This window comes from Candidatus Villigracilis saccharophilus, assembly GCF_016711665.1.
Genome location: NZ_JADJSO010000073.1, coordinates 1 through 26,543, shown reverse-complemented (window position 1 = coordinate 26,543; position 26,543 = coordinate 1). Strand labels below are relative to the sequence as shown.

The following is a 26,543-nucleotide window of genomic DNA, read 5'->3' as shown; positions in this document are numbered from 1 at the left end:
GTGTAAAGGCCAGCAGCAAACAACTCAATCAGAAGCTGATTGATAAGGCAAAAGCCCTCGCCGGTATCAAAGGATATGTCACGAATCTGGTGGACATTCCGGACATGGAAGTAATTGCATACTATCATCAGCTCTTTCATGTGGAAGCTACATTCAGAATGGCAAAATCAGATTTGAGAGCCAGACCAATTTATCATCAAAACCGAAATGCGATCGAAGCACATCTCACCCCTGGTTCTGGCAGCTTTGGCAATCAGTAAAAACATTGAACAACAGACTGGATTAAGTATCAAACAATTTGTGAAACTGGTGCGGCCATTACGCTCAGGGATTGTGAAATTCAATGGAAAGGATATTTTGGCCGAACCTGAGGTTCCTGAAACTGCGGCGATTATGCTAAAAAAGCTGAGTTCAGGACACTAATTTGAGCAAGTCAGGAGAATGAAACATGGCATTGGAACCTTACTAGTATGACGAACATCCTCGAAACTCCGCGTCTCCTCCTCCGCCATCTTGTGATAAATGATCTGGATGACCTCTCTTCGCGCTCTATCAAGATTCGCAAATATTTTCCTGAAGGTATTTTGAATTATCAGGATACAAAAGAGGAATTGGAATGGCATATGAACGGGCATCCGCGCCATCCCGAATTGGGGCTGTGGGCAACGATCCATAAAGAGACTCGGAAAATTCATCGGGAGGTGCGGCTTGCTTCCGTGGACGATCGAAGGTCAATATGATGTTGAAGTCGCATACACGATCGCGGAGGAATATTGGGGACAGGGATTAGGTTCAGAAACGGCTCAAGCAATTCTCAATTATGGATTCGAGAAATTAAATCTATCCCGTTTGATCTGTATCATTGACCCTGACAACACTGCTTCCCAAAATGTAGCCAAAAAGATTGGTATGACTTATGAAAAAGAAGCGCATGATGAGCTGGGTACGTTTTCAATTTTTTCAATTGTGAGGAAAAATGGCATCTGAAACCCAGCACGGCTATCTTGTCCTTGCTGACATTAGCGGCTACACATCCTACCTCGCCCAGGTCGAACTTGAACACGCCAACGAAATCCTCACAGATCTATTAGCTGTCATCGTGAACCAATTCAAGCAGGCCTTGACCATTTCCAAATTGGAAGGCGATGCCGTCTTCGCCAACATAAACGAATCTGGGATGCCAAACGGTGAACGGTTGTTGGAATTGATCGAAAGCACCTACTTCCATTTTCGCCGCCGCCGCGACGCATCCCAGAGACAAACCACCTGCACTTGCCGCGCCTGCCAGTCCATCCCATCATTGGATTTGAAATTCTTTGTCCATCACGGTGATTACATCGTCCAGGATATATCAGGGATTCGCGAACTGGTCGGCTCCGATGTCAACCTGATTCACCGCCTCACGAAAAATCACATCACCGAACAAACGGGCTGGCATGCTTACACTTTATTCACGGACAGGACGTTGGAACATATCAACATTCGTCCTGAAGGGTTGCATGCGCAGACTGAATCCTACGAACACCTTGGGGCTATTTCAACGCAAAGCATGGACATTCATCCGCGGATTATCGCAAGCAATGAAGGACATCCCGAAAAAGAAATCGCCCGCCGCGCGGCGGGCGACGTGGTCGGCGAGATGTCGCTCATCAGCGGAGACACGCGCATCGCATCGGTGATCGCACTCGGCGATGTGCGCGTGTTGTGTATTGACCGCTTGAATTTCGAAAGCCTGCTGCGCGAACGTCCCGAAGTCAGCCTGGCGGTGATGCGGGAATTATGCAAGCGCTTGAAGGAAAGAAGTAATTGAACTCTTCAAAAAAAACAGAAATAAGCAAAAAGAGAGCGGCTATAAACGCCACTCTCTTTCCCGGTATATCTTCTGAAATTTACTTCCACAACTTCGCCAACTCATTCAGCGATCTGTAATACGGCTCAATACTCGGGATGTAATGCGCTTCGTTCTTCGCATGTGGGCCGACACCTGATTGACCCCAAACGACAGCCTGCCCGCCCGGAGCAAATCTTGCGCTGGTGCCGGGCAGCTTTCTACCAATACGCGCATCCTGTCCACCTGAAGCCTGTTTGACTGCTTCGATCAGCGCGAGCAACGCTGGATTATCCCTGTCGCAAGCCACACCGTTTTCCATGACAGTGAATTTTGCTTCCGATCCATTTTCTGCGCAATACGCTTCGACTTCACTTCGCAGCGCGGATGTGTCATCCTGCGGAATGGGACGGATCTCCACGCCCAAAATTCCTTCCGCCGCAGTGACGTTATACACGCCCACTGTTCCGACATTGATAAATGGGAACTTGGCCTGTGATTGCCATCCATCCGCTGCTTTGAGTGTGAGATGTTTGGCAAAAATCTCATTCAAAGCAGTGCGGGCGTTGATGAGTTTCTCGCTCAAGTCACCAGTGCCTGCTACGCCAGAGTGACCTTTCGCGCCGCGCGCGATCACGTCAAAGCGCATCACGCCGCGATTCTCCACGCAAATTTCTCCAAACAACTCATTGCCTTTTTCGCCTGTACGTTCGCCTGCGATGAATAAGGATGGCGTGAGATCCAACTCTTTCAACAGATGCGGCGTACCCCATGCTTCAGACTCACCATTTTCCTCATTACCAACCAACATCAAGGCAATATTGGGAAATGGCGCGCCTGCCTTCATCGTATCCTTCATCCATACCATGTAAGTCGCAACGACAGTCTTCATGTCCGCTGCGCCGCGGCCGTGAAGATAATCCCCTTCAATGCGCGGAACAAACTGAGAGTCATCGGGCTCAGGTTCGACAACATCGAAGTGGCCCGTTAACAAAATCGGATTATCCTTCGTGGCCTTGGGGAAGGTTGCATATACAGCGGGATATTTCCCATCAAAGTATTTAACGTCAAGCCCCGCGCTGCGGAGATAATCATTGATCAACGAACCAGCGCGATGTACTTCATCCAGTCTTTCATCAGGGCAGGCAGTGACAGATGGAATACTGATCAACTGTTTGGATAAATCCACGATCTCAGCAGTTTTGTCTTGATACGACAATTCAATGACCGCCTGTGTCCGCGCCTGGAACTGTATGGGTGCATTTGTTGTTTGACGCGCAGCATCGCGGCTGCGTTGAATGTACTCCGCGATCTTCGATGCATCGGATCCGAGCGAATTGTAATCCGCGCAAATGTGTTCGACATCCGCTTTAATCTGCGCCTCGTGTTCATAAAATAATTCCTTCAAAACAGTGAGCGGCACTTCTTCGTTTTCGCCAAGCTCCATCTTTAAGCGCGCACGGATCTTCTCCGCTGTGTTGCGTCCGCCCTCGGACATTTCCACGAGCGGTTGCAAATCTTTCCACATGTTCAAAGCTTCAGCCAGCGGTTTGACTTCACCAAGAGACCATTTGAGGAAGGCGCGCAAGTTAACGGGCTTGCCTGTCAGCGGATTCTCGATCTCGGCACGCAAACCGTGTTTTGCGGCAAGGTCCTCATTCGCGCGGGCACGGTTAATATCCTCACGGTCATAACGGAATCCGCGCGCAAATTTCGGGTCGGAATAAATTTTCAGCATCAGCAAATGCTTGAAGGTCAGGTTCGCAATATCCAGGTCAAGGCTGTGACCGCCTTCATCCACGCGGATCTCGACACGCCCCATCGGGAGGTTGATGCGCGCCATGAGATTCTGCTTCTCGACTTGCAGGGCCATCTCTTCGGGCGGAGTGGATTCGCCAGCGGCGTACAATCCGCGTGTGTACAACGCGTTGAGCTGGTCACTGGTAGTTGAAATAATCCGCTCGACAGGGTCAGCAAAACTACGCGCGCGGATCGGAGTCCAGTTATTGTTACCAAAACGCACTCCGCGCCGCACGAGATCATATGAGATTTGCAGGTAATCTTTATACGAGCGATACAGATCGGGCAGATCAATTTCACGCGGATTGGGGAAAGTTAAATTGCGAATGGAATCATATTCGGTCAGGATGACCGCCGCACGCCCATCCTTGACCTGAGCCTGCATCGGCGTTGACGCACTGGTGGCAATAAAGAGAGACGCGAACGCGCGCAGCAGCCGCGTAGCTGTGATGTAGAACTCGGACTTGAATTCATCAAGATGCTGGTCGCCGCGTTCGCTTGGAGAAAGGTGCATGAAATCCCACGCGAAGAGCGGATCGGGCAGTGACATGTTGGTGTGGATGCCCGTCGTTGCAAGCATGTCACCATATAGGTCAACACACTTTTCGAGATAGCGGCGTTTGGCGATCGGCCAGTTGCCCGGTATGGACTTGTGCCCGATGTCGGTCAGAAAAAGCAGATTGCCATGCCAATAGTGCAGGCGCTCGCCGAAGCTGACACCCGCGCGATGCAGGGCATTCATCAACGTGGCCTCCATGAGACGGGCTTCGTACATCGCGCCGCGCGGAGAGTAATACGGACGCGTGGCCCACTCGATCATCCAGTGAAAGACTTCGAGCTGGCTATACTGCTGATTCCATTGCGGAATACATTCGGCGCGAAGATAATCCACAAACGAATGTTGGTTGGGTCCTGCACCAACGGTCAACAATGGGCGCAATTCTTCATCGAGCAGATTCCATTCCTGCTCGAAGCCGTCGAGGCCGCCTTGCGGTTTTTCCTTGATGGCTTGCTCTACAGCGAGAAGATATTTATCGGCAAATTTTTGTGAGGGCATGAGATGATTCCTGTTGGTAATTAGTAATTAGTGGTACGTGGGACATGGTGAGTGAGTATGAAGAAAGACTATGTAATTTTCACAGGACCAAAACTCATACCCATTCTAGTGTTCGCATTAATCAGCGTTCTTCTAAGGTTATTCGAAACAAAAACAGTTCTAGTAACCTTGCCGCCTACGTTAATAAGGAATACATCTTTATTAATTAGTTTTCCAATTAGAGCGGGTTTTATTATCCTAGAATATGCGTCAGGCTCATTGTAGGGAATGAGCTTTTCTATCCAATACGTATTTTCCCAGTCAAGAACCTCTAAAACTTCAAGAATATTGAGAACCCAATAATTAGGCATAATTTTTTGTGTATCCTCATGCTTAAGACGAACAGGCAAAAATTCAACAGATTGGGAAAATTGTTCAAAAACTTCTTTTGCTTTATCTGAAATAACCGTATAGTAAGCGCCACAATAGAAAAAATCAACAAGAGTCTTACCAGTAACATTGATTACGAAATCACTTGGCCAATTTTTTGAGACAGATTTCCCTTTACAAAGCGAAAAATAATCAAACTCCCTATCGTCATGGCTTACCTCAAACAAAAGGTCTGGGGCATCATCCCATAAATTTCCATTCATCATCAAATGATAGATTTTTGTCTCAATGTGTTTTTTCATAATTATTTGCTAGATGCAAGATTTTACTCCATTGAAAAGTATAGAAAGAGGAAAGACTCAAAATCTTTCCTCTTTCTTCTTTTTTTAATCTACTTCTTCAAACTTTCCAAACCTTCCACCAACCTCTTGAATGCGCCTTCGGTTCTTTCGGCGGGAGTGGCATAAGAGAAGCGGATCCAGTCATTGCCGAAGGGAGAGAAGAACGCGCCGGGGACAACGGCCACGCCATGATTTTCTGCGAGATATTGTCCAAGCGGTTCGCTGTCTGCCAAGCCGCCTGCTTTGACATATTCACCGACATTCATAAAGGCATAATAACCTTTGCCGATGATGTGCTGCATTCCACTTTCGGCAAGCAATTTCTTCAAGACCACACGGCTGGCATTGGTCGGCTCGATGATGGATTTGGCGGCTTCGCTGAATCCCATTTCATAAGCGGCCATCGCCACAGCCAGAGAATAAAACGGCGGGATGACTCCATGTGAAGCACGCGCCACAATGAACTTGATGACGCTCTCGTCCGCGATCAAATGGCAGTTGCGGATATTCGATCCGCCGAGTGATTTGGTGATGCCATCCAGGAACATCAAGCGTTTGCGTTCTTCGGGCGTGAAGAATTTCAGGAAGGAGTTCAAATCCATTGGGGATTCGTCGGTGACGTAGTGATACATCCAATCAAAGAGAACAAAGGCCACACCCGCTTCCAACGCGGCTTTGGCGAGTGAGACTTGTTTCTCGACTGCGATGGTCAACCCCGTGGGGTTATCTGGGTTGGTGATGATGATGCCTGCAATCCTGCGTCCCTTGGATTCAGCAAACTTCACACTCTCACGAATCGCATCTTCGGAGTATGCCCAACCCTGGGCAGGATCACCGGGCGTCCAGAGTACGTTCGCACCGACGCCGTATGGGCCCCAGTTATAGGAAATCCACGGCACGCGCGAGACCATGATCAAGTCACCCTGTCGTCCATGTCCCAGCGCCATCATGGCTTGGTAGGCTTTGATCAACGCATCACGTCCGCCGGCGGTGCCGAGCACGTTGGCAGGCCCCCAGCCAGAAGACGAATCCAATTTCCAATACTGCTCAATGACTGCCTTGCGATATGCATCCGTACCGAACGGCATATCGTAAGCCGTACCATGTTCCAGTTGAAGCTGAAGCGCGCGTTCCAAAAGCGCTTTGGGAGTTCCAGGAAGTGAAGCACCTCCATCACCCTGAGACGCATCGAATATTTTCGCGCCGGGATTCTTCTCCACATAAACTTTCAACGACTTGTTAATGAGGAACATGCGTGAAGGCGGAATATCCATCATCTGCTTAAGATGATCGCTGACCGGGACAAGATTCTTTTCGTCAACTGCAAAGACTGGCGTGGTGTTCGAAATGGACATGATGATTTCTCCTTTAGTGTATTAAGAAAAACGCCCCGAGGCTCGGGGCGTTTGGTTTCCTTATCTAGGATGAATGTGCTTGTTCCTGTTCACCTGATAAATACCAAAGCCCCGGCACTGTATGAGTGCGGGTAGTACGATTGGTATTATTGGTATCTACAATGAATTGGCTGAACATTGCGCGCAAGGATACCACTGTGATATTCATGCGTCAAGCAGGATTTTAACTTTGTCAGCCTCCAGCCATGGCTCCTACGATCCGAAAAGGTTCTGCTCCAATCACAACCGCGTTGGGCAATGGAACATCTGGAGACTCAAGTGATAGGTCTTCTCCGCAGGCAAAGAAGCGGATGAAAGGCCGGCGCTGTTTTGTAACCTGATCGCGGATCGTCCCGCGCAGCATGGGATATTTCGACTCAAGCGCATCAAGGACCGCGCCTTGAGTTGCCAGCCCATCTATGGAAATCTCTACCTCGCTGTTGACCTGCGCCAGCGTCCGCAAGTGATGGGGGATCACAACTCGGATCATGGCACTGTTTGAACTTCGACCGATAATACAGCAGGCAGGTTGCTCGCGATGGGCATCCAACTGTCGCCTGAATCAGAAGATGCGTACACCTGTCCGCCGGTGGTGCCGAAATATATTCCGCAAGAATCGAGTGTGTCAACAGCAAGGGCGCTGCGCAGAATATTCACATAGCAATCACTTTGCGGCAGGCCGTTCGTCAGCGCCTCCCATTCGTTCCCACCTGTGCGGCTGCGATAGACGCGCAGTTTGCCATCGGGCGGAAAATGTTCCGAGTCACTTTTGATCGGGACAACATAAATGGTATTCGGTTCGTGCGCATGGACCGCGATCGGGAATCCAAAATCACTTGGCAGATTGCCGCTAACTTCATTCCACAAGTCGCCTGAATTATCACTGCGCATCACATCCCAATGTTTCTGCATGAATAACACATTCGGATGCGATGGATGCATCGCGAGATTATGAACACAATGACCGACCTCGGCGCTGGTATCAGGAATTTCACCAGAATTAAGTCCCTGATTGATCGGGAGCCACGTCTGACCGCCATCGTCAGTGCGAAACGCACCGGCGGCAGAAATAGCAACAAACATCCGTTGAGCATTGCTCGGGTCAAGGATGATCGTGTGCAGGCACATCCCACCCGCGCCCGGCTGCCAGAGATGCCCCTTCGCTTCACGGAGTCCAGATAGCTCCTGCCAGTTCTGTCCGCCATCCGTAGATTTAAATAAGGCCGCATCTTCCACGCCAGCATAAACCGTATCAGGATCGGTCAGCGATGGTTCGAGACGCCAGACACGTTTGAATTCCCATGGATGCTGGGTGCCGTCATACCATAGATGTGTGCCGGGAACACCATCATATGCAAATTTATTGCCAACAGGTTCCCAAGTCTGGCCGCCATCATTGGAGCGCTGAATCACCTGTCCGAACCAGCCCGAGGATTGCGAGGCGTACAAACGGTTCGGGTCAACTGGAGACCCGTGCATGTGATAGATCTCCCAACCCGCAAAGAACGGACCGTTGATCTTCCAGTCTTTTCGTTTGGCGTCTGATGTCAGAATGAACGCACCCTTATGTGTGCCGACCAATACCCGTACTCCGCTCATGTTGTTCTCCTTTCCAAGGTCAAATTGCTCATCGATTTTAAAATATATCCTCCCGAGTGGATAAATTTCCGGGAGGATACAAAGCATCAATTATCCAACAGGATTCAAGCCTGTGTATAACGCCAACACGTTTCCAGTTGGATCTTTAAAAATCCCAAACCAACCCATTCCAGGGATCTCAGTTTTCTGACGAAGCACCTTGCCGCCCAGTTTCTCGACGTTCTTCAAATCCACATCAATATCATCGCTGTCAATATAGACCAGCACCTGTCCCGCAGGATACTCAGCCGATACCTCAGGAAAACCTCCGCCGGTATGGTCTTCGGCTTCCCACATTGTGTAATTCATTTCAGGCATATGTTGAATTTTCCAGCCGAACAGCTCGGAATAAAATTTGCCCGCACCTTCCAAATTCGCAGCCGGGATCTCAACATGAACAACATTCCTTTTAGACATGGCATCTCCTTTTGATAATAAATGGATAACAATAGTCTGATTTTAGAACTTTTGTTCTAGTTTGTCAATCCCCATATTTGGTGCAGCTATTTTCGTAACAGCCGTATATAAGTAAAAAAAATTGAGGCGCGCGTACACCTCAATTAATCAAAACCAGTTTATAGAATTATGATCCATATTTCTTGATGATATTTAAAATGACCCTGCTATCTTCAGGTGTGATCTCCATGATCTGAAAACCGACATGAAACAAATTTGGATGAATATCGTCGATCTTGCACCATTTTGTGCGGGCTAAAAAAATGATGAAGGGGTGGTCAGCCAGTTCTGCAGTCAGTTCGAGGCGAAGGTAATAATCTTTTTGAAGCGGCAGGGGCACAGTCGTTTCCAATTGCAAACCAATCGCACTCACCTGCACCATGTGACCGAGGAGTTTTTGAGCGTCGTCGTCGTCAACACGCATGTAATAATCAAATTTTTTTCGCGGGGTGGTCCGTCTTTCTGGCATTTGGATTCTCCTGTCACACTAATGAATGGATTTCCCAATCGTACCACTTATAACGTAAAGTTACTCATATTTCAATGCCTGGACGGGAATCATCGTCGCTGCGCGTAACGCCGGGTACAGACCAGAAAGCATCCCGATCAATGTAGAAAAGACCAGCGCGAAAATTGGCAGCCAGATCGGCGTATAGACTGCCACACTGGGCGGCGCGCCGCCCTGCTGGCTCGCCTGCCCCGCCAGATAAGCCAATGCGAGCACATTCATACCCTGCGCCGCCAGCCAGCCGATCACAATGCCGCCCAGCCCGCCAATAAAGCCGATCCCCGCGGCTTCTCCAAGAAAAATGGACAGCACATCCCGGTTGGTCGCGCCGACCGCTTTCATTAAACCAATCTCTCGTGTGCGTTCCAAAATAGACATCGCCATCGTATTGGCGATCCCGATCGCAGCGACCAATAAAGCGATCGCACCCACTCCGCCGAAAATAACCTGCAAAACCACAAAAAAACTATTGATGCCCTGCAGAAACGATTGCGGAGTAATCGCCTGAAACCCCATCGCGGTGATCTGCTCGGCAATATCAAGAGCCTGATTCGCATCTTCGACCTTTACGATCACCTGACTATAGCCGTCTTTGTTGTAGTTGATGCGGTAACCATTCGCCCACTCATTTAATGACTTTGTCAATTCCAACGGCAGATACACTGAATAATCCGGCTCGCCGCCTGTTTCATTAATTATTCCCGCGACCCGTAAACTAATAGTCTTACGGGTTTCATTTCCATTTTGATCATACTTGAGAACGATCATTTGGATCTGCTGATCGATCAGATCCGGCGGGGGCGGCGGTTCCTGGCCGGGGCGCAGGCGCGGATCATAAAAATTATTAGGCGTCATCACACCGATCACAATCGACCCTTTGGACAGGGCAGTCGTTCCCTGGCTTGCCTCCAGCCCCAGGTTTGAAAGGTCATCGGTCGCAACACCGATGATATTCATGCCGCCTTCCAAGCGCTGATAACGAACGATAACACCCGCGTTTAAATAATCACGCGGAATGACTGCTTTTACACCAGGTATGCCTCGTAGCTGCTCGAGCGCTGAATTTGTCAGAAGTACGGGCTGGTCAAGCTGACTTGCTTCACCAACCGCTTGCGAAATAAACGGGCCACCCCCACCGCCGCCAAATCCGCCACCACCATATGTAGGCATGACGTCGATCTGGGTCAAGTCGCCGATGCCATACAGTGAGTCAGTCGCGCTTTTCTGCAGACCGATCGCCAGTGAAACAAGGATGACAACAGCCGCAGTGCCGATGACCACGCCAATGGCAGTCAAAGCTACACGCGCTTTTCGGCGACTGAGATTTCCAAAGATAAGGCGGAGCAGATCCAGAAATTTCATAATGATTCCGAATCTATCCTTTACCACCACCCGATGGGATCGGGACCACCTGTTGGTCGGGAACCGGCTCGGCTATTCCACCGCCGGAATCCGGCGGTGCAGAATCGAGTCCAAGCACCCCGAGAATGAAGCGCCATATTTTCTGGAAAAAAGTTTCTTCTTCTATGATGACTTCTCCGCCACCGCCACTTTGTGAAGGGTCAAGGGATGGGTCAATAAAAGTTTCCTCAACGGTAATCTCCAATGTCTTGGTAACGACACGTGATTGATTGAAGTCATCTGTGTAGTCAATGGTGATGTTCAATTGCATGGGACCTGAGATATCCGGGAACACTGTGGTATCAAAAGTGAAGTATCCGCCGGGGTCGAGCGATCCAACCAAGGTCGAGGAAGGCTCGAGAGTCCCGCCGCTTGCCTCAATCTTCATACTTCCCAAAACCGAGGTGCGTTTGCCAAGATTCACGATCTGTATCGGCAACGCCCCCGGCTGCCCCGTGAAAAATGGGTCGGGCGGACGATAGAAACTTACATCTACATTCGGTAAACTATACACCAGCAAAGTAATGACCTGATCGTCGTTGATGACTTCGCCATCCTTATTCACATAAGAAAAAGTGACCTTCATCGGATACGCGCCGGGCGTGGTGGATACATTGACGATCAAATTCTGTGTCACTTGCAATGCGCCGCCTGCCGACAGGTCGCCTAACGATTGAATATTGGAGGTGCCAACAGGGGCAAAGTTCGTAAACTCACCGCTCCCGCCCGACACTCCGCCAGCCTGTGGTGTCCCGCCACCCGATCCTGACGAGCCTCCACCAATGATCATGGTGACGCGCTTGGCGGTGGTATTGCCCATATTTTGAACTGTCAGACCCAATTCAAATTGATCACCGGGTTGCAGCGGATCAACCGTGGATGCATAACTGGTGATGACCAATTGGGCAGTATTCACACCTGTGGGCGTCGCCGTGGGATACACAATGCCGCTCCCGCTCCCGCTGCCACCGGTCGGAACATTGAGTGTGAATTTATCAGAGTAAGAGGTACCTTTATCATCGTAATAAGTGACCATAACATCAATAATGACAAAAGTCTTTCCAGACAGAGAACCCTGCGAAGTAAATCTCTGCTCAACCTCAACACCACCCCCTGCAGAGATATTCCCCACTACCGCCACTCCGCCCGTATCCAGTGGAACAAGGTCGGCGGATGAAAAGACTGCTTGCGTGTTGAAAGCTGTCATGTTGCCGGCGTTTTGAAAATTCACAGTGAATTTGAACGGTTTATCAGAGACGAGCTGTTTACTACTCGCCCCGGAGAACGTAACCCGCAGCTGCGGGCGGGTAAATGGCAGAGGGGTCCCAGTTGCCGTGGGAGTTGCAGTTGGAACAACAACTGGAAGACTCACTACGAAAGAACATGAAGAACCACCGCAAGGAATTATTGTATTATCAGGGTTTTTTACTGATACCGTATAAGTTCCCGGCGCAAGCCCTATGGGAATATCAAAAGTCAATACTCCGGTTGTCAAAACATTTGCAATGTACGCAGAACCATTCAATATTACAACGGCCCCATTTACAAACGCATATGTTGAACCTTCAAGTGAAATTGTTATAGTATTGCCAACGTCATTAGTAACATTACCGGGAATTATTGTAATAATTCCATCTGCCGCATAAGCCGGTTTGACCCAGCCCACCAACAGGGTTAATGTAAGGAATGCGGAAATAATATGTTTAATTGGAAACTTCATTTATTCTCCCATGGATTAATTGGATGAAAGATTCGCCATATCCATTGTTGCGGATTGGTACTCGGCTTCACTAACGACATGACCATCCAGCAGAAAAATCTTATGGGTTGCAAAACGCGTCATGCGCGGGTCGTGCGTCACAACCAACACTGTCCGCCCGGAGCGATGCAGGTCGGAGAGTAATTGCATGACCGCAACCCCGCTGGTGGTATCCAGGTTGCCGGTTGGCTCGTCGGCGAGGATCAAACTGGGATTGTTGACCAGCGCCCGCGCAACCGCAACCCGCTGCTGCTGCCCACCCGAAAGCTCGGACGGACGGTGATGACTACGGTCAGAGAGTCCCACCTGTTCCAATAGCCTGCGTGATTTTTCACTGCGTTCTCCAACCGGTGTGCCAGTAAATTGCATTGGAAACGCGACATTCTCAAGCGCATTCATACTGGTGATCAAATTATAAGATTGGAAAATAAATCCCATCGTGCGGCGGCGAAAAAGCGCCAGCGCATTTTCATCCATTTGGTCAAGGCGCTCCTCATTGATAGAGATCTCGCCCGAAGTGGAACGATCCAATCCGCCAAGCAGATACAGCAAACTGCTTTTGCCCGAACCAGAAGGTCCCATCACGACCGTGAAGGTGTGTGCCTCGATATCCAAATCAACACCATCCAAGGCACGGACAATCGTCCCGCCCATTTGATAATGTTTCGTCAAGGCTCTAATTCGAATTAATGGAGAAGTCATAAATCCTAAAAGATCGGGTTTTGGCTGGCCAATCCGCCGATGTTTGAAATTAAGGTTCCCAAACCGGCCTGGATCAACAAAAGAATAAGCAAGATAAGGATCACCCCAGCGATCGACTTGCCCTTCGAAAGACCATCAGAAATGCCAAAACCGATGATCAACAATACTGTACTCCAAAGGAAAAACAAATCGACGTGTGAGAGGATCTCAGCAACAAAGCCTGGGTTTGACGCAAAACCGGATAGTCCCGGGCTGACAATGGCATGCCCTGCGATCAACATGAAGACTACCCGCAAAATATCACGCACAGCAAACGGCAGATATGCCCAGCCAACCACATTCAACGCGCCTTGCATTGATCCGCGCCCGCCTAACAAAGTGGAACCGAGATGCAACATGCCGCTCAGAATCAACCATCCCAACCACAGTCCGACCAATACCGAAACGAGTGGAATAATGTAGACAAAAACAGGCCCCTGCATGGATTGCTGTGCCTGCATGTAATTGTTTTGCATATCAGGCGTCCAATACTGCCAGTCCGGAGGCAGGGGAATTTCGCCCATCAGCGCAGCTCGTGAAGTTAGATAACCACGTACCATCACACTTAGCAGTCCCGAGAGACTTAAAGACAACATGGGAGTGAGCCACGAAGCATTGGCTTCCGCCGCGATCTCTGCAAAAGCACGCCGAGGTTGCAACAAAACCAGGAAAATTCTGGCAAGATTCAGTCTGCGAACAGGGATATTAGGAGTGATTTCGGTCATATATAGTCCCTAGAAGAAGTTTTAAGATTCTATCATGCTTCCAAAAAAGAGATTCCCAGACCATTAACGAAAAAACGGCTGGAAAAGTTCCCAGCCGTACTGATTTTGGAATACAGACTGAAGTCCGCGCTCCGATAAAATATTTAAATATCAAAAAGGTCAACCTTACGTCTGAACGAATCCCCCACTGGCGGATAAGCCTGCATGTAATCTTCCTTCTCACCAAGGAATCTGGTAATAAAACCCATCAGCCCGCGCCGCATCTGCATCCCGCCCTGGGAAGCATGTGCCTCGCTGGCTTTACGCTTTGCTTCAGAGACAGGCTGAACATTCAAGCGCACGTGGATGGGGAAAGTTACTTCAGCAAGTTCCTTGATGTTGATGTCGCCATTACGTCCAAATTTTGTCGGGTCTTTCCCAAAAAGCGGCATCAAGCGGACCGCCGCCTTTAACAGTCCTTTCGGAAAAACCTGATAATACAAGGCCTGCGGCTTGAAAGGCGACCAGCTTCCGGATGGAAAGAAGCGTTGTCTGAATTTTTAAATGCAAGCACAGTCGCCTTGTGAATGTGGATATGGTCCGGATGTTTGTATCCGCCGATTGGGTCAAAGGTCAGCACCACCTCGGGTTTCAAATCGCGGATATATTTCACAACCCGCCCTGCCACTTCATCAATTGGAGCGTTGATCTGCGCATCGGGATGTTGATTTGGTTCAGTGCCAGGCATACCCGAATCACGATAGCCCAGAAAAAATACTTCCTTCAAGCCAAGCGCCTGCGCGGCTTTCATAAGCTCCGCAGTCCGCATCTCGGCTGTATCTTTGAAACCTTTTAAATGCTCCTCATCCACGGTCCCCGCTTCACCACGCGTGGCGCAAACATAATAAACATCGTATCCCTTGCTGGAATACAATGCCAGCGTACCGCCCAAACCAAAAGACTCATCGTCGGGATGTGCCAAAACTGCTAATAAAGTTTTTGTCATATTTTCCTCTTGTGTGTAGACGTTCAATGAAGGCGCAAGTTTACCTTATGCACAGCATTATTGTGATAAAATTTTTCTGCTAAAAGGAGCACCCAGCGAATGACAGATATTCTGTAGTCAACCAGTTTTTTAGGGCATTACCCGCTGCAACGATTTAACGATTCAGCCGAGGCTTGCCCTCGGTTTTCTTTTTAACTACGGAGTTCCTTATGCTTAGCATCCACAATCTTTCAAAAAATTTTGGCATCCAGCCTGTCTTACAAAATATAAATTTCAATATCAGCGCGGGTGAGCGCATTGGTCTGATCGGCCCCAACGGTTCAGGCAAAACCACGCTCATGCGCATCCTCGCAGGATTCGAACAGCCCGACTCAGGCGATGTCTCTTCGACGCGCCTCAATCTCCGAACTGGGTATCTTGCGCAGGGAATGGATTTCACCCCCGAGCAGACGCTTCAATCTGCGCTCGGGCTTGACCCAACAACCCAAACAGATCCCGCCGCTGAAGTAGAGTCACTCGCCCTTGCATTATCCCAAACCCCAAACGACTCCACCCTTCAACAGCAATACGATGAAGCCCTTGCACGCCTTTCAACCTTCAACTTGCAACCTGTAAACATTCTAACTGCTCTCGGACTCTCCCACCTCCCTCTCGATACCCCCATCGCCCATCTCAGCGGCGGACAGAAGACTCGCTTAATGCTGGCGCGTGTTTTACTCGAAGAGCCGCATCTATTACTGCTTGATGAGCCCACCAATCACCTCGACATTGAAATGCTTGAATGGCTGGAAGACTGGCTCAATCATTTTCAAGGCGCAGTATTGATCGTCTCACATGACCGCGTATTTTTGGATAATACCGTCACATCCATTCTTGAATTGGATTCAACAACACACTCCATAAAGACCTACGCAGGCAACTATAGCGATTACCTCGCACAAAAATCCGCCGAGTTGAATAAGCAGTCTAAAGCGTATCAAGACCAGCAGGATCAGATCGAGGAACTCCGCGTCGCAGCAGGGCATGTCCGCAGTTTGACGAAAATGCGCAAAGGCGGCAAGGCTGATGGCGGCGATAAATTCGCAAAAGGCTTCTTTGGCAACCGCGCCACAAAAAACGTAGCTGGCCGCGCCAAACATATCGAAGCACGCATCGAACACATACTGACCGAAGAGAAGATCGAAAAGCCGCGTGCCTCATGGCAAATGAGATTGGATTTCGGCACACCCGATCATCAATCCAAAGATGCATTGGTAACTGAATCGCTTTCTATTGGCTACGCGACTGAAAATCCATTACTCACAAATCTCAATGTGAGTATTCGGGCGGGTCAGCGCGTTGTGTTGACAGGTCCCAACGGCGCGGGAAAAACATCCTTCATCCGCACGATCATTGGAAAGATTCCCCCACTCTCAGGTTCGTTCCGCTTGGGCGGTGCAACGAAACTCGGCTACATGGCACAGGAACAGGAATTACTTAACCCGAACTTCAGCGCATTGCAAACCATACAATCCGTCTCGCCATTCAACGAAACAGACACGCGCAACTTTCTGCATTACTTCCTCTTCAAAGGAGACATCGCCCTGCGTCCCTCGCGTGAACTTTCTTTCGGCGAACGCGCGCGTTTGCAACTCGCAACCTTGGTCGCACAAGGCTGTACATTTCTGATTTTGGATGAACCCATCAATCATCTTGACATTCCCTCACGCGAACGCTTTGAAGAAGCGCTTGAGAATTTCAACGGCACCATCCTGGCAGTGGTGCATGACCGCAGTTTTATTGAGCGCTTCGCTACGCATGTTTGGTATGCAAACGAGCGGAAGATCAAAGTTGTGTAATGGTAGCGCTTATAATCGCACAACATTTCTCAATTACAAGGAGTCTTAATGAAATTTGAAACCCTCGCAATTCACGCAGGACAGGAACCCGACCCAAACAACGGCGCGGTGATGACACCTGTGTATCTCACTTCCACTTATATGCAGGATGGAATTGGAAAGCCGCGCCAGGGATATGAATATTCGCGCACATTGAATCCCACACGCAAGGCGTTGCAAGACTGCCTCGCGGGTTTGGAAAATGGAAATTGGGGATTGGCTTTCGCCTCAGGCATGGCAGCCACAGATACAGTTTTGCGGATGCTTGCAAGCGGCGACCATGTTGTTGCAGGTAATGACGTGTACGGCGGGACGTTTCGTTTATTTGATAAAGTGCTGCGTCGCTTCGGTCTGGACTTTACATTTGCCGACACAACCGACCCTGAGAATCTCGCCGAAGCATTAACCCCGTCCACAAAGATCGTGTGGTTGGAGACTCCCACCAATCCCCTGCTGGCCGTGACGGATATTCGAGCTGTCGCTGAGATCGTGAAGGCGCATCCCAACAAGCCATTGTTGGTTGTGGATAATACATTTGCAACGCCATATCTGCAACGTCCGCTGGAGTTGGGCGCGGATCTGGTTGTCCACTCGATGACCAAATATCTCGGCGGACATTCGGATGTGGTCGGCGGCGCGATCATTGGGAAAGATAAAGAGTTGGGCGAAAAGTTAGCTTATTTGCAAAATGCCATTGGTGCAGTGATTGGCCCGATGGATTCATTTCTCGTGCTGCGTGGAATTAAAACTTTACCCATCCGCATGGATCGTCACGCGCAGAATGCTGAAAGGATTGTGGCGTTTCTGGAGAAGCAAAAAAATGTCAAACGGCTGCTATACCCTTTCCACGAGAGCCATCCACAGGTCCAGATCGCGAAGCGCCAAATGCTGAATGGCGGAGGAATGATCTCGTTCGTAATGAATGGCGGAAGGGACGAAGCTGTCCGAGTGGCGGAATCCACAAAAATATTTACCTTGGCAGAATCGCTTGGCGGCGTGGAATCGCTGATCGAAGTCCCCGCAGCGATGACTCATTTATCAGTGGTCGGCTCCGCGCTGGAAGTTGACCCGGGGCTGGTGCGCTTATCTGTTGGAATTGAAAATGTTGACGATCTGCTTGCAGATCTTGAACAGGCACTAAAATAAAAAAGGCCTCCCAATTGGGAGGCCTTCGCTTTTAGGCAAATTTACTACAACGCATGGATCGCGACCAGTGTGACATCATCATCCTGTTTGGAGCCGTCCTGATACTCTATCAAGGTTTCAAGCATATGGTCACACGCCTTCTGCGCGTTAACACCGGAAAGCCCGCTTTAATGTTTTTTTGATGCGTTCCAATCCAAACGGTTCGCCATGTGTGTCACGGCAATCGGTGAGACCATCTGTGAACAAAAGGAACGTGGAGCCAGAAGGCAAGGTAACCGTGCGTTCATCAAGCGAGATGTCTTCCCACAAGCCTAGCGCCATGCCCGAACTATGCGGAATGCGTTCCACGGTTCCGTCGGGATGCAGGATCAATGGCGGCTCATGCCCTGCGCGCGCATAACTGAATACACGAGTTTTTAAATCCAGGATGCCATAAAGCACGGTGACGAACTGGGTAGTCTTTTGTAAGCGGGTAATATGACGATTGACTACGCGCATCACTTCTCCGGCAGTCATACCCGTATCCGCTTCAGCCATGATCAAGGCATGGGCGCGCGCCATGAAGATCGCAGATGGCACGCCTTTATCGGCTACGTCACCGATCAAGACGCCCAATTGATCATCTTTGAGAACGAAGACATCATATAGATCGCCTCCCACCTGACGGGCAGGCAGGATGCGAGCGCCAAATTCAAAGTCGGCCGTTTTGGGCAATTCGTCCGGCAGGATACTTAATTGAATGTCAGCGGCAACTTGTAATTCACGCTCGAGGCGCTCCTTTTCGATCAACTGCGCCTGCGCTGCTTTCAATTCATCGTACGCATTTTGAAGCTGTTTATTCTTTTCAGTCAGATCATGAAAAGTCTGTGTATTGGTGGCATCCAGGCGCTGACTCAATACACGCACCATGGACGCGGAAAGTTCAGGGTGTTTGCGAGTCAAATCCAAAAACTGGGACCGGCTCAGAGATAATAAAGAGGCTTTCCCGCGCGCGCGCACAGTCGCAGTGCGATGCCCGCCAGGCATGATCAAGCTCATCTCACCGAAGTGCTCACCCTCACGCACAACATTCAATTGGAGTTCCTCCGACTGCCCAGCGCCCAAAAGGACTTCCAGTTCACCCGACATAATGATATAAAAATCATCGCCAGGATCGCCCTCGCTAAAAAGGATCTCGCGGTCCTGCAATTCCTTGACACTCAACACAGAAAGAATACGATCCAACTCATTTTCAGGGAGATCGGCAAATAATGGAATTTTTTTGAGCAAATTCGTGGTCATATAAATTTTACCTTTGGGTCAGATCCATTATTTCTTTTCCGGCCAATTTATCCTGAATGCGCTGTACCACCAAATCCAAGTGTCCGGGTTGATGTACGAAATCAAGATCATCGGTCTGAATGGTCAACACAGGGCAAAGATCAAATTCACCAAGCCATTCATTATAAAAAGAATCAAGCAGAGCCAGATAGTCGAGGGTAATACCAGTTTCCATGTTGCGGGCGCGTCTGCGGATACGATCCATCAATGTCGAAACAGGGGCTTTTAAGTATATTAACAAGTCAGGGCGCGGCAATCCATTCACAACCACTTCGAACAAGCGTCGATAGGCGAGATAATCCCGTTCACCTAAATTCCCCATGTGGTGCAAGGCGCGCGCAAAAATGTGGGCATCTTCATAAATGCTTCTGTCAAGAATCGCTGAACGCGCATCCCGCGCAGCTTCGAGATATTGGTCTGCGCGGTGACCGAGAAAAAAAACCTGTAAATGAAAGGCCCAGGCATGCATATCGCCATAAAAATCTGAAAGATATGGGTTATCCGCCACGGATTCGTAACCAGTCCACCAACCCAGGCGCGCACCAATTCGTTCGGTGAGCGTGGTTTTTCCCGCGCCAATATTTCCAGCCACTAAAACCAAATGCTTTGCCATAATGGCTGGTATTTTATCATGGGAGATTGCAAGTATAATAATCTGAACAAAATAGACCCATAAAGGAATAAGGGATTTATACTTTTAGTATTCACTATGAAAAAACACAAATTATTTATCTTGATATTGACCCTTGGATTTCTGCTTTTATCCTGCGGAAGCAATAATTCGGAACAGGCTGACTTGCTTTTAGATACGGATGCGATCCGGACTGAAGCGGTCGCCACATACGCCTCATCCCTGACCAAGACGCTGGTCCCCGTTCCTACTACATCCCCCACCCCAAAGATCATTGAGCCGAGCCTCACGCCCCCAGAAATCACAGTCACCCTCGAAACGCCCGCAACAGCCAATCCCTGCTATAACCTGCTTTACATCGAAGATGTAACAGTACAGGATGGAACACAAATGAAAGCAGGCGAAGCCTTTACCAAGACCTGGCTTGTCCAAAATGTCGGCGGATGTGCCTGGCGAGCGGGGTTTACGTTTAACCATTATGGCGGGGATGGCATGCGCGGAAGTACTGTGACCCTCACGGATGCCATCCCGACAGGCGCAAAACGCGAAATATCTGTGCAATTGGTTGTCCCCAGCGGTCAAACGGGAATCATCGAAAGCGCGTGGCGTATGGCTGATGAAAACGGAATTTTCTTTGGCGATACACTATCGATCAAGATCGTGGTCGGAGATGTCACCGCACCTACCTCAACCAGCACACCATAAAAAGTCAAAGTGCTATAATAAAATTAGAGTTCAAAAGGAGTTAACCATGGCTACCAAGAAGACCGAAAATGAAAAGAAATTCAAACGCGAGATCCCCGAAGAAGCCCGCGAGCATTACAGGAAAGCGCGCCAGGAAATGAGCGAAGCCATCAAAGGCTTGTTACCCGAAGGCTTTTGGAACATCGCCGCGCTGCGCGCAAAGAAATGATGCTCGCTGTCCGCAGCATGCTCGATAAAGCAATTGAAAAGCTGGAAGAAAAGGCGTAATTTCATACGTCATTGCGAGGCGCTTGGCGAAGCAACTCCAAACAAGTACAAGGGATTGCTTCGCCATGAAACTGCTAGAGGACCGGCGGCAATGACGCGCTTTCTTTAATTTCTGCTTTTTCCCCCCAAATAGTACCCACAACAAAGTCGCGCCTGCGGCTCCAAGCAAACCTCCCCCAAGTTGAGCCATTTCCATTATTTAACAATATTACCCCGCTCAGCAGGAACGCCGCGAATACAACTCCACCTGTTAGACGATCTACAGAACGGCTGATAGTGCGGACTTCACGCGCCACCTGCGGAGATTGAACCACCAGCCCGCCAGATTCCATTTGTGAAAGCAATCGACTGGCCTGAGAAGGCAAGGCGATAAAAGCCTGCACCACATCACCCACCTGCTTAAGAATATTATCCAAATTAAAGGCGGAAGAAGTTTCTTCTTTCACAAGTTTACTTGCATAAGGCGAAAGCTGCTCCCATAAATTGAAATTCGGATCGAGTCCCGTACACATACCTGAAAGGATCGCCACGGTACGAACCAGCATCAGCAGGTCATTTGGCACCTGAAAAGGCGTATCCACCATCACATCTCGAACTTTATGGCCAATGTCCCTGACCTCATTTGGACGGACATTACGCAGCTCGCTCATGGACATACCCCAGAAGCGGTCAAAGACGGCTGAAGATGCCTGTTCCAAAGCCTGCGTATCCGCGCCTGGTAATAAAAATCCCAATTCTTTATAAGACTTGATCAAACGCGCTGCGTCACGCGTGCCGATCGCCACGACCGTCTCGCGCAAGCCCTTGCGAAGATTCTCAGGCACACGCCCCACCATGCCAAAGTCTACAAAGGTCAATTGCCAGCGGACAGATTTGCGTTTACTTCCTTTCGTGCGCGGTAATGGCGTGATAAATAAATTGCCAGGGTGCGGGTCGGCGTGAAAAAATCCATCTTCAAATATTTGCTCGAGATAGGCATCCAATAACTTACGCGCGACCTCGCCGCGGTCAATGCCAGCAGCAGTGATGGCATCATATTCCGTGATCTTGATCGAGAATACATCTTCAAGGGTCAATACCCGCAAAGCGGATAAATTTCTGACCACACGCGGCACGTTCACGAATTTATCATCGCTGAAATTCTCAAAAAATGTTTCAGCGTTTTGCGCTTCTTTTTGATAATCAATTTCTTCATACACCGTGGCGGAAAACTCTCGCAGCAAGGCGGGCACATCAGCATGTTCGCGCACGGGACGGTAACGCATCAGCCATCCGCCCACCCGCTGTAACGCAGACAGGTCAACGGTCACGATGGAGGCGATGCTTGGGCGCTGAACTTTTACGACGACGTTAACAAAATCCACATCTTCACTGCCCTTCAATCTGGCTCTATGTACCTGTCCCAATGATGCAGCGGCCAGCGGACTCTCATCAAACCATTCGAATTTTCCATCAGCGGCGCACCCAATTCATGCTCGGCAAGCTGGCGGATGTCCTCAAAGTTTTCCGCAGGAACTTCATCCTGCAGATCGGCAAGGGTGTCTGTGATCTCGGGCGGAAGCACATCAAGGCGCGAGGAAAGGAATTGCCCAACTTTGATCATTACGCCGCCCATACGCAATGCCAATGCGCGAAAACGCATGGCTTCGCGGCGAAATCTTTCCGGGCGCGTACGTTTGGCAAGCTGGCGAAAGCCGCTTTTACGCAGGATCAACTCCCAATAGATAAAACGTGCGATCATGCCGGCAAAAATGTAAGGATGCGGAAGTAGCGTCCACGATAGGAAGGTTGCTTCATTCAATCTCCAAAAATGTGATGTTCGGATTGTAACACTGGCAGGCAAACAAAAAAGGCACCCGATATCGGATGCCTTTTTGTTAGTCCTGATAAATTTATATCCCCGCGTTACTTAGAATGGAAAACAAACTGGACAGAGCGGTAGTGAGGTCGGGTGAGACACTCCAAAATGTTCAATTGATGATTCGATGCGATCCATCATTGAAGGTGCGGGCTGCTTTGATTCAGCACGTTCCAATAGTTCGCGAATATCTGCCGAGAGCTCACGCAGAAGCGCCTGGCCTTTTCATCGTCCGCCTGAATTCCTTCGATCTCCTGATTTAATTTCTCGAGTAGTGTGTCAATTTCCTGGTTATCCATGGGATGCCTCTCTTTGATTTGAAGGAATATGTGTTTATCTATCCATATTTTACAACTTTTTTACGTTCTCCGACGCGCGTCATTGTAATATCTCGCGATCAGCCTGCTCAATTTCTTCATAGACCCGTTTCACCTCAGCCTTCATCTCGGATGATACACCAGCGGTTATGGAAATAAACTTAACAAGATCGCGCGCCTGGCGCAAGGTATCTTTTACATTTGCAATATAAGAAAAATCATTGCGACCACTTTCCGGCGGGACGGGCAGTTCACGCGCCTTTTGAATTAACGCGCGCGCGGATGATGCGTTCAGCGGCTGGAATTAGTTTTGCCATGCTTGCTCCTTTGTGATGAAGGCTATTTTCCCTGAGAGATCTGCAAGGGGGTCTTACATAGGGATAGGCTGATCTGCGCTTTTTCGATCTCTTGAAGCTAACTCAAGAAAATGAAAATACGATGTACATAGGCAGTTTGTACGGGTATCGTATGCTATTATCATTTGTACGGCTGATAGAATGACAGCCTTGCCTGTACCCAGTTCCCCCAGCAAACTACCAAATGAGAAAACTCTACATCGGAACAGGGACAGCTTCCTGGTCCGCTATGATGCGGTTCTTATTCCAAAATATAAATAGAAAGGAAAATCAATGAAATTCAGTAAAACTTTTTCGTCCCAATATTGATCGTTTTCGGTTTGCTCCTCAGCGCATGCGGAGGCGAAGCCACCCCAGAACCAACACCCACTTTAAGCCTGCAAGCGATGCAGACTTTGGCTGTGGCTACTTTTCCGCCCAGTTAACTCAGACCGCTCTTGCCGCGCCGACAAATACCCCGCCCCAACGAACACACCAGCGGCGACACTGCCAGTTTCAACATTGGCAAATGTAACTCCCTTTGGTACAGGTGTGGGGCGGTTCCAACCGCATCCTGCTACAGATTAACATACGTTAATGATGTTAACATTCCTGATAACACAACCATGTCTGCGGGGCAGACATTCACCAAGAACCTGGAAGGTGAGAAACAGCGGAACCTGCGCCTGGGACGCGGGCTTTAAGTTCGCGTTCATTGGCGGAGATGCAATGAGCGGTACGACCTACGCCCTGCCGCAGAATGTGCCTGCCAATACGGAATTTGATATTTCGATCAACATGACCGCGCCTAGTAAGACTGGCGCGATCCGCGGGAAGTGGCGCATCTCCACCGCGGCGGGACAATACTTCGGCGACGAAGTGTATGTTCTGATCCCGGTAGGCGGAGCCCCCTGCCGCGGACAGCCACAAAAACGAGCGTTGCCGCCCCTGCAACCGCAACATCCACAGCCACCACCAGCACCCACCTTAGTTTCAAGCTACGATTTGTGCGTAATCGAAAGTATAAAGACCCGCTTTGATCATATTAAAAGCGGGTCTTTATTCGAATGACAAGGCGAAAATTCTATTAATCAAGGTTTTTATCGGCGCGATTATCCCTCTCCCAGTGTTGAAGCGCAGACTGGATACACGCCCGCCGAGTAGCGGCGGGCAACGCGGCTTTTCCATTTCTATCAGCCGATCCGCAACAGCGCGATCCCGCACTTTTTGAAGAAAATTATTATATAAAATGGATGCATCCAAGCGTCCCCAAAGACATCATCCGCAACATATGGTTTGTTGAAAATTCTATGAAAGACATCTGTCAGTTGCTAAACAGACCTGTGACTACGGAAGGTTACGCCTTCCCTCGGGGTCGTCCTCGCTCGTGCAGATTGATCCCGCAGCTGGGACAGCGGGTCAGTTCGTAATGAAAATACGCTCCACAATTAGCACATTCAAATTCATTTTCGGCAGGCTCAGGATCGATACTGGCTGGCATGGTGATATCCTTTCCCACAGGGGCGATCATCAATTAGAATCGGTCGTATGTCCAATTATTCAAGTCTATCATTAGGCAGAAAGGAAATATATCAAATGGGACTTTGGCTTTGGCAAGAAATCCAAGATAAGAATACCCCTGTGCTTTCCGTGGACGAAGTCCGTCAGCGATTATTGACCTTGGATCGCGAGACCGCGCCCTACCAGATCATTGACGGCTATCTCAAGGTCGATTTGATCGCGGAGTGGAAGATCGTAGGAACGTAAAGTGAGTACGAACTATTTGCAAAGCAGAAAGTCTGACAAAAGTCTTCCTTATCTACATGATTCGATGCCGCAAAACACATCAAGTGCGCGGCAAGGATGAAGAATTCCTGGTTGAATGGCGCGCGCAGGCGTATGCCAGCGCTTTCGCTGGCAGTTCCAAAGTTTCGAGGGCAAAACGACCTCGGTCGAGGTTTGGCGCGGCGTATGCCTTTACTGAGGAGTTAAAGCCCGGCGTAGTATATAGCTATCGGCTTCAGCACTAACGGATCAAAAAGCCGATCCAGGAGGCGGTAACCGCTTGCGGTTGGGATTATAAAGGCATTAGCTTTCGGGAAACTATAAGCTAAAAAATGAAAGTCACCTTTAAGTGATGGGTGACTTTCACTTTTAAATCAACCGATATCGCGCCCAATCCTATACGACAATTCCTTCCTGATGCGCAGCGCAAAAAGTCTTATTCGATCCTACAGCTTCCCCATTTAGATCTTCTTCAAGATTCGGAATAATTCATTTTCAACCCTTCAGCGTATCCACCAGGACAGAGGAGATTACCAGATCGCGGAACCATTTGCGGTTAGCGGGGATGATATTCCATGGGGCATATGCGGTGCTGGTCTTGCCAAGCATCTTCCAGGCATTCATATAATCGGGCCAAAACTTGCGTTCCTCGAGATCTCGAGACGGAACTTCCAGCGTTTGGCGGGTCTCAAAAGGCGGGCTTGCACGTCACCTTTTGACTCATCCAGGTCAGCCTTTGCAGATAGAACTTTCATATCGTTGTGCCATTTTTCGGCAGGCGTGCGCTCGAGTGATTGGTGATCTGATCAAAGCGTCTGCCTCAGACCTCAGGCGGAAGGTGCGTTATGCACACGCACTACGAGCACATCCTCACCAAGCTTGCGGTTGAAAATGACCATTTCGCTTTTGGCCCGGCACCTGCTTGTCTGGATGCGCTACAAAAATCGTGATCGAAGATTCTTCTTCGGCTGTAGGCGCTTTGAAACTCGCCGCACCCCCGCAGTATTCACCCGATCGGCTAACACGGCGGATCAGTCCATCCTTTCCACCTGTATCCATAGCCTGTAACAGGATAACCAGTACTTTGTGTTTGTGTTCGGCAAGCAATGCTTCCTGCAACATTTCCAATCTGGCATTGAGTTTTTCCATCAAGGCCAGTCCCTCCACCTTGCCGCCCTTGAAATCGCCCGTATCATTTTCGGGTCCCATTTGCGAGTTTTACTTTGGTTTCAGGTTTGACGAGATATTTTTCATAAAAATTCCTCTTTCCGCTTATGGTTTGACTGAGATAATGATAATC

29 protein-coding genes are annotated in these 26,543 nt (G+C 49.4%); 9 read left to right on the top strand and 20 right to left on the bottom strand.

Annotated features, from left to right (window positions below):
* The first annotated feature begins 470 nt into the window (after nucleotides 1-470).
* From IPL17_RS22915 to IPL17_RS22905, 3 genes are read left to right on the top strand one after another with little or no spacing between them, the layout of a single operon-like run.
* Nucleotides 471-740, top strand: coding sequence for a hypothetical protein (locus IPL17_RS22915; RefSeq protein ID WP_345309413.1), 270 nt, complete (start codon nucleotides 471-473; stop codon nucleotides 738-740).
* A complete protein-coding gene (locus IPL17_RS22910) occupies nucleotides 709-987 on the top strand; it encodes a GNAT family N-acetyltransferase (RefSeq protein WP_345309412.1) in 279 nt (92 codons plus the stop codon). The genes IPL17_RS22915 and IPL17_RS22910 overlap by 32 nt, the downstream gene beginning before the upstream one ends.
* Complete coding sequence (locus tag IPL17_RS22905; protein ID WP_345309411.1) at nucleotides 977-1,810, top strand: DUF2652 domain-containing protein; 834 nt, start codon at nucleotides 977-979, stop codon at nucleotides 1,808-1,810. The genes IPL17_RS22910 and IPL17_RS22905 overlap by 11 nt, the downstream gene beginning before the upstream one ends.
* A gap of 79 nt (nucleotides 1,811-1,889) precedes the next feature.
* Here the strand turns inward: IPL17_RS22905 and IPL17_RS22900 are convergent, their stop codons facing one another.
* From IPL17_RS22900 to IPL17_RS22840, 13 genes are all read right to left on the bottom strand, one after another.
* The gene (locus tag IPL17_RS22900; RefSeq protein WP_345309410.1) at nucleotides 1,890-4,685 is read right to left on the bottom strand and encodes a M20/M25/M40 family metallo-hydrolase; all 2,796 of its coding nucleotides are present in this window, start codon (nucleotides 4,683-4,685) and stop codon (nucleotides 1,890-1,892) included.
* Nucleotides 4,686-4,753: 68 nt separating this feature from the next.
* Complete coding sequence (locus IPL17_RS22895; RefSeq protein WP_345309409.1) at nucleotides 4,754-5,356, bottom strand: DUF1629 domain-containing protein; 603 nt, start codon at nucleotides 5,354-5,356, stop codon at nucleotides 4,754-4,756.
* An 89-nt stretch (nucleotides 5,357-5,445) separates the two neighbouring features.
* Nucleotides 5,446-6,750, bottom strand: coding sequence for a pyridoxal phosphate-dependent aminotransferase (locus IPL17_RS22890; protein ID WP_345309408.1), 1,305 nt, complete (start codon nucleotides 6,748-6,750; stop codon nucleotides 5,446-5,448).
* Nucleotides 6,751-6,982: 232 nt separating this feature from the next.
* On the bottom strand, nucleotides 6,983-7,279 hold the full coding sequence (locus tag IPL17_RS22885; protein WP_345309407.1) for a MoaD/ThiS family protein: 297 nt from the start codon (nucleotides 7,277-7,279) through the stop codon (nucleotides 6,983-6,985).
* Entirely contained in the window at nucleotides 7,276-8,388 is a 1,113-nt protein-coding gene (locus tag IPL17_RS22880; protein WP_345309406.1) for an exo-alpha-sialidase, read from the bottom strand. Before IPL17_RS22880 ends, IPL17_RS22885 begins: the two co-directional genes overlap by 4 nt.
* Nucleotides 8,389-8,478: 90 nt before the next feature.
* Nucleotides 8,479-8,844 (bottom strand): VOC family protein, encoded by a 366-nt coding sequence (locus IPL17_RS22875; RefSeq protein ID WP_345309405.1) that lies wholly within the window; start codon nucleotides 8,842-8,844, stop codon nucleotides 8,479-8,481.
* A gap of 166 nt (nucleotides 8,845-9,010) precedes the next feature.
* Nucleotides 9,011-9,352, bottom strand: a complete 342-nt coding sequence (locus tag IPL17_RS22870; protein WP_345309404.1) for a PilZ domain-containing protein — start codon at nucleotides 9,350-9,352, stop codon at nucleotides 9,011-9,013.
* A gap of 60 nt (nucleotides 9,353-9,412) precedes the next feature.
* On the bottom strand, nucleotides 9,413-10,753 hold the full coding sequence (locus IPL17_RS22865) for an ABC transporter permease (RefSeq protein ID WP_345309403.1): 1,341 nt from the start codon (nucleotides 10,751-10,753) through the stop codon (nucleotides 9,413-9,415).
* A 13-nt stretch (nucleotides 10,754-10,766) separates the two neighbouring features.
* On the bottom strand, nucleotides 10,767-12,512 hold the full coding sequence (locus IPL17_RS22860; protein WP_345309402.1) for a hypothetical protein: 1,746 nt from the start codon (nucleotides 12,510-12,512) through the stop codon (nucleotides 10,767-10,769).
* Nucleotides 12,513-12,527: 15 nt separating this feature from the next.
* On the bottom strand, nucleotides 12,528-13,223 hold the full coding sequence (locus IPL17_RS22855; RefSeq protein WP_345309401.1) for an ABC transporter ATP-binding protein: 696 nt from the start codon (nucleotides 13,221-13,223) through the stop codon (nucleotides 12,528-12,530).
* Nucleotides 13,224-13,258: 35 nt separating this feature from the next.
* On the bottom strand, nucleotides 13,259-14,017 hold the full coding sequence (locus tag IPL17_RS22850; protein ID WP_345309400.1) for a Yip1 family protein: 759 nt from the start codon (nucleotides 14,015-14,017) through the stop codon (nucleotides 13,259-13,261).
* Between the two features lie 143 nt (nucleotides 14,018-14,160).
* Nucleotides 14,161-14,448, bottom strand: a complete 288-nt coding sequence (locus tag IPL17_RS22845) for a hypothetical protein (protein WP_345309399.1) — start codon at nucleotides 14,446-14,448, stop codon at nucleotides 14,161-14,163.
* Nucleotides 14,449-14,465: 17 nt separating this feature from the next.
* Nucleotides 14,466-15,002 carry a PIG-L family deacetylase gene (locus tag IPL17_RS22840; RefSeq protein WP_345309398.1) on the bottom strand — a complete coding sequence of 179 codons (537 nt, stop codon included), beginning with the start codon at nucleotides 15,000-15,002 and terminating at the stop codon, nucleotides 14,466-14,468.
* A gap of 209 nt (nucleotides 15,003-15,211) precedes the next feature.
* Between IPL17_RS22840 and abc-f the strand changes: the two genes are divergently transcribed.
* Nucleotides 15,212-16,840, top strand: coding sequence for a ribosomal protection-like ABC-F family protein (gene abc-f, locus IPL17_RS22835; protein WP_345309397.1), 1,629 nt, complete (start codon nucleotides 15,212-15,214; stop codon nucleotides 16,838-16,840).
* A 48-nt stretch (nucleotides 16,841-16,888) separates the two neighbouring features.
* Nucleotides 16,889-18,025: a cystathionine gamma-synthase gene (locus tag IPL17_RS22830; RefSeq protein WP_345309396.1), complete on the top strand. Its 1,137-nt coding sequence runs from the start codon at nucleotides 16,889-16,891 to the stop codon at nucleotides 18,023-18,025.
* Nucleotides 18,026-18,172: 147 nt separating this feature from the next.
* On the opposite strand, the gene IPL17_RS22825 is transcribed toward IPL17_RS22830, so the two are convergent.
* The gene (locus IPL17_RS22825; RefSeq protein ID WP_345309395.1) at nucleotides 18,173-19,306 is read right to left on the bottom strand and encodes a SpoIIE family protein phosphatase; all 1,134 of its coding nucleotides are present in this window, start codon (nucleotides 19,304-19,306) and stop codon (nucleotides 18,173-18,175) included.
* 7 nt (nucleotides 19,307-19,313) lie between these two features.
* Nucleotides 19,314-19,958 (bottom strand): deoxynucleoside kinase, encoded by a 645-nt coding sequence (locus IPL17_RS22820; protein ID WP_345309394.1) that lies wholly within the window; start codon nucleotides 19,956-19,958, stop codon nucleotides 19,314-19,316.
* 96 nt (nucleotides 19,959-20,054) lie between these two features.
* On the opposite strand from IPL17_RS22820, the gene IPL17_RS22815 reads away from it, so the two are divergent.
* Nucleotides 20,055-20,681, top strand: a complete 627-nt coding sequence (locus IPL17_RS22815) for an NBR1-Ig-like domain-containing protein (RefSeq protein ID WP_345309393.1) — start codon at nucleotides 20,055-20,057, stop codon at nucleotides 20,679-20,681.
* Nucleotides 20,682-20,727: 46 nt separating this feature from the next.
* Entirely contained in the window at nucleotides 20,728-20,889 is a 162-nt protein-coding gene (locus IPL17_RS22810) for a hypothetical protein (RefSeq protein WP_345309392.1), read from the top strand.
* A 133-nt stretch (nucleotides 20,890-21,022) separates the two neighbouring features.
* Here IPL17_RS22810 and IPL17_RS22805 read toward each other — a convergent pair whose 3' ends face one another.
* The 3 genes from IPL17_RS22805 to IPL17_RS22795 form a co-directional block, all read right to left on the bottom strand.
* Nucleotides 21,023-22,354: an AarF/UbiB family protein gene (locus IPL17_RS22805; RefSeq protein ID WP_345309391.1), complete on the bottom strand. Its 1,332-nt coding sequence runs from the start codon at nucleotides 22,352-22,354 to the stop codon at nucleotides 21,023-21,025.
* Nucleotides 22,327-22,689 (bottom strand): hypothetical protein, encoded by a 363-nt coding sequence (locus IPL17_RS22800; RefSeq protein ID WP_345309390.1) that lies wholly within the window; start codon nucleotides 22,687-22,689, stop codon nucleotides 22,327-22,329. The genes IPL17_RS22805 and IPL17_RS22800 overlap by 28 nt, the downstream gene beginning before the upstream one ends.
* A gap of 254 nt (nucleotides 22,690-22,943) precedes the next feature.
* Complete coding sequence (locus IPL17_RS22795; protein WP_345309389.1) at nucleotides 22,944-23,105, bottom strand: hypothetical protein; 162 nt, start codon at nucleotides 23,103-23,105, stop codon at nucleotides 22,944-22,946.
* Nucleotides 23,106-24,121: 1,016 nt separating this feature from the next.
* Here IPL17_RS22795 and IPL17_RS22790 point away from each other — a divergent pair.
* Both IPL17_RS22790 and IPL17_RS22785 read left to right on the top strand, forming a co-directional pair.
* Nucleotides 24,122-24,529, top strand: coding sequence for an NBR1-Ig-like domain-containing protein (locus IPL17_RS22790; RefSeq protein WP_345309388.1), 408 nt, complete (start codon nucleotides 24,122-24,124; stop codon nucleotides 24,527-24,529).
* A gap of 525 nt (nucleotides 24,530-25,054) precedes the next feature.
* Nucleotides 25,055-25,225 (top strand): hypothetical protein, encoded by a 171-nt coding sequence (locus tag IPL17_RS22785; RefSeq protein ID WP_345309387.1) that lies wholly within the window; start codon nucleotides 25,055-25,057, stop codon nucleotides 25,223-25,225.
* Nucleotides 25,226-25,738: 513 nt separating this feature from the next.
* Here the strand turns inward: IPL17_RS22785 and IPL17_RS22780 are convergent.
* Both IPL17_RS22780 and IPL17_RS22775 read right to left on the bottom strand, forming a co-directional pair.
* Nucleotides 25,739-25,918 (bottom strand): hypothetical protein, encoded by a 180-nt coding sequence (locus IPL17_RS22780; RefSeq protein WP_345309467.1) that lies wholly within the window; start codon nucleotides 25,916-25,918, stop codon nucleotides 25,739-25,741.
* Nucleotides 25,919-26,113: 195 nt separating this feature from the next.
* A complete protein-coding gene (locus IPL17_RS22775; RefSeq protein WP_345309386.1) occupies nucleotides 26,114-26,452 on the bottom strand; it encodes a hypothetical protein in 339 nt (112 codons plus the stop codon).
* Nucleotides 26,453-26,543: the final 91 nt, after the last annotated feature.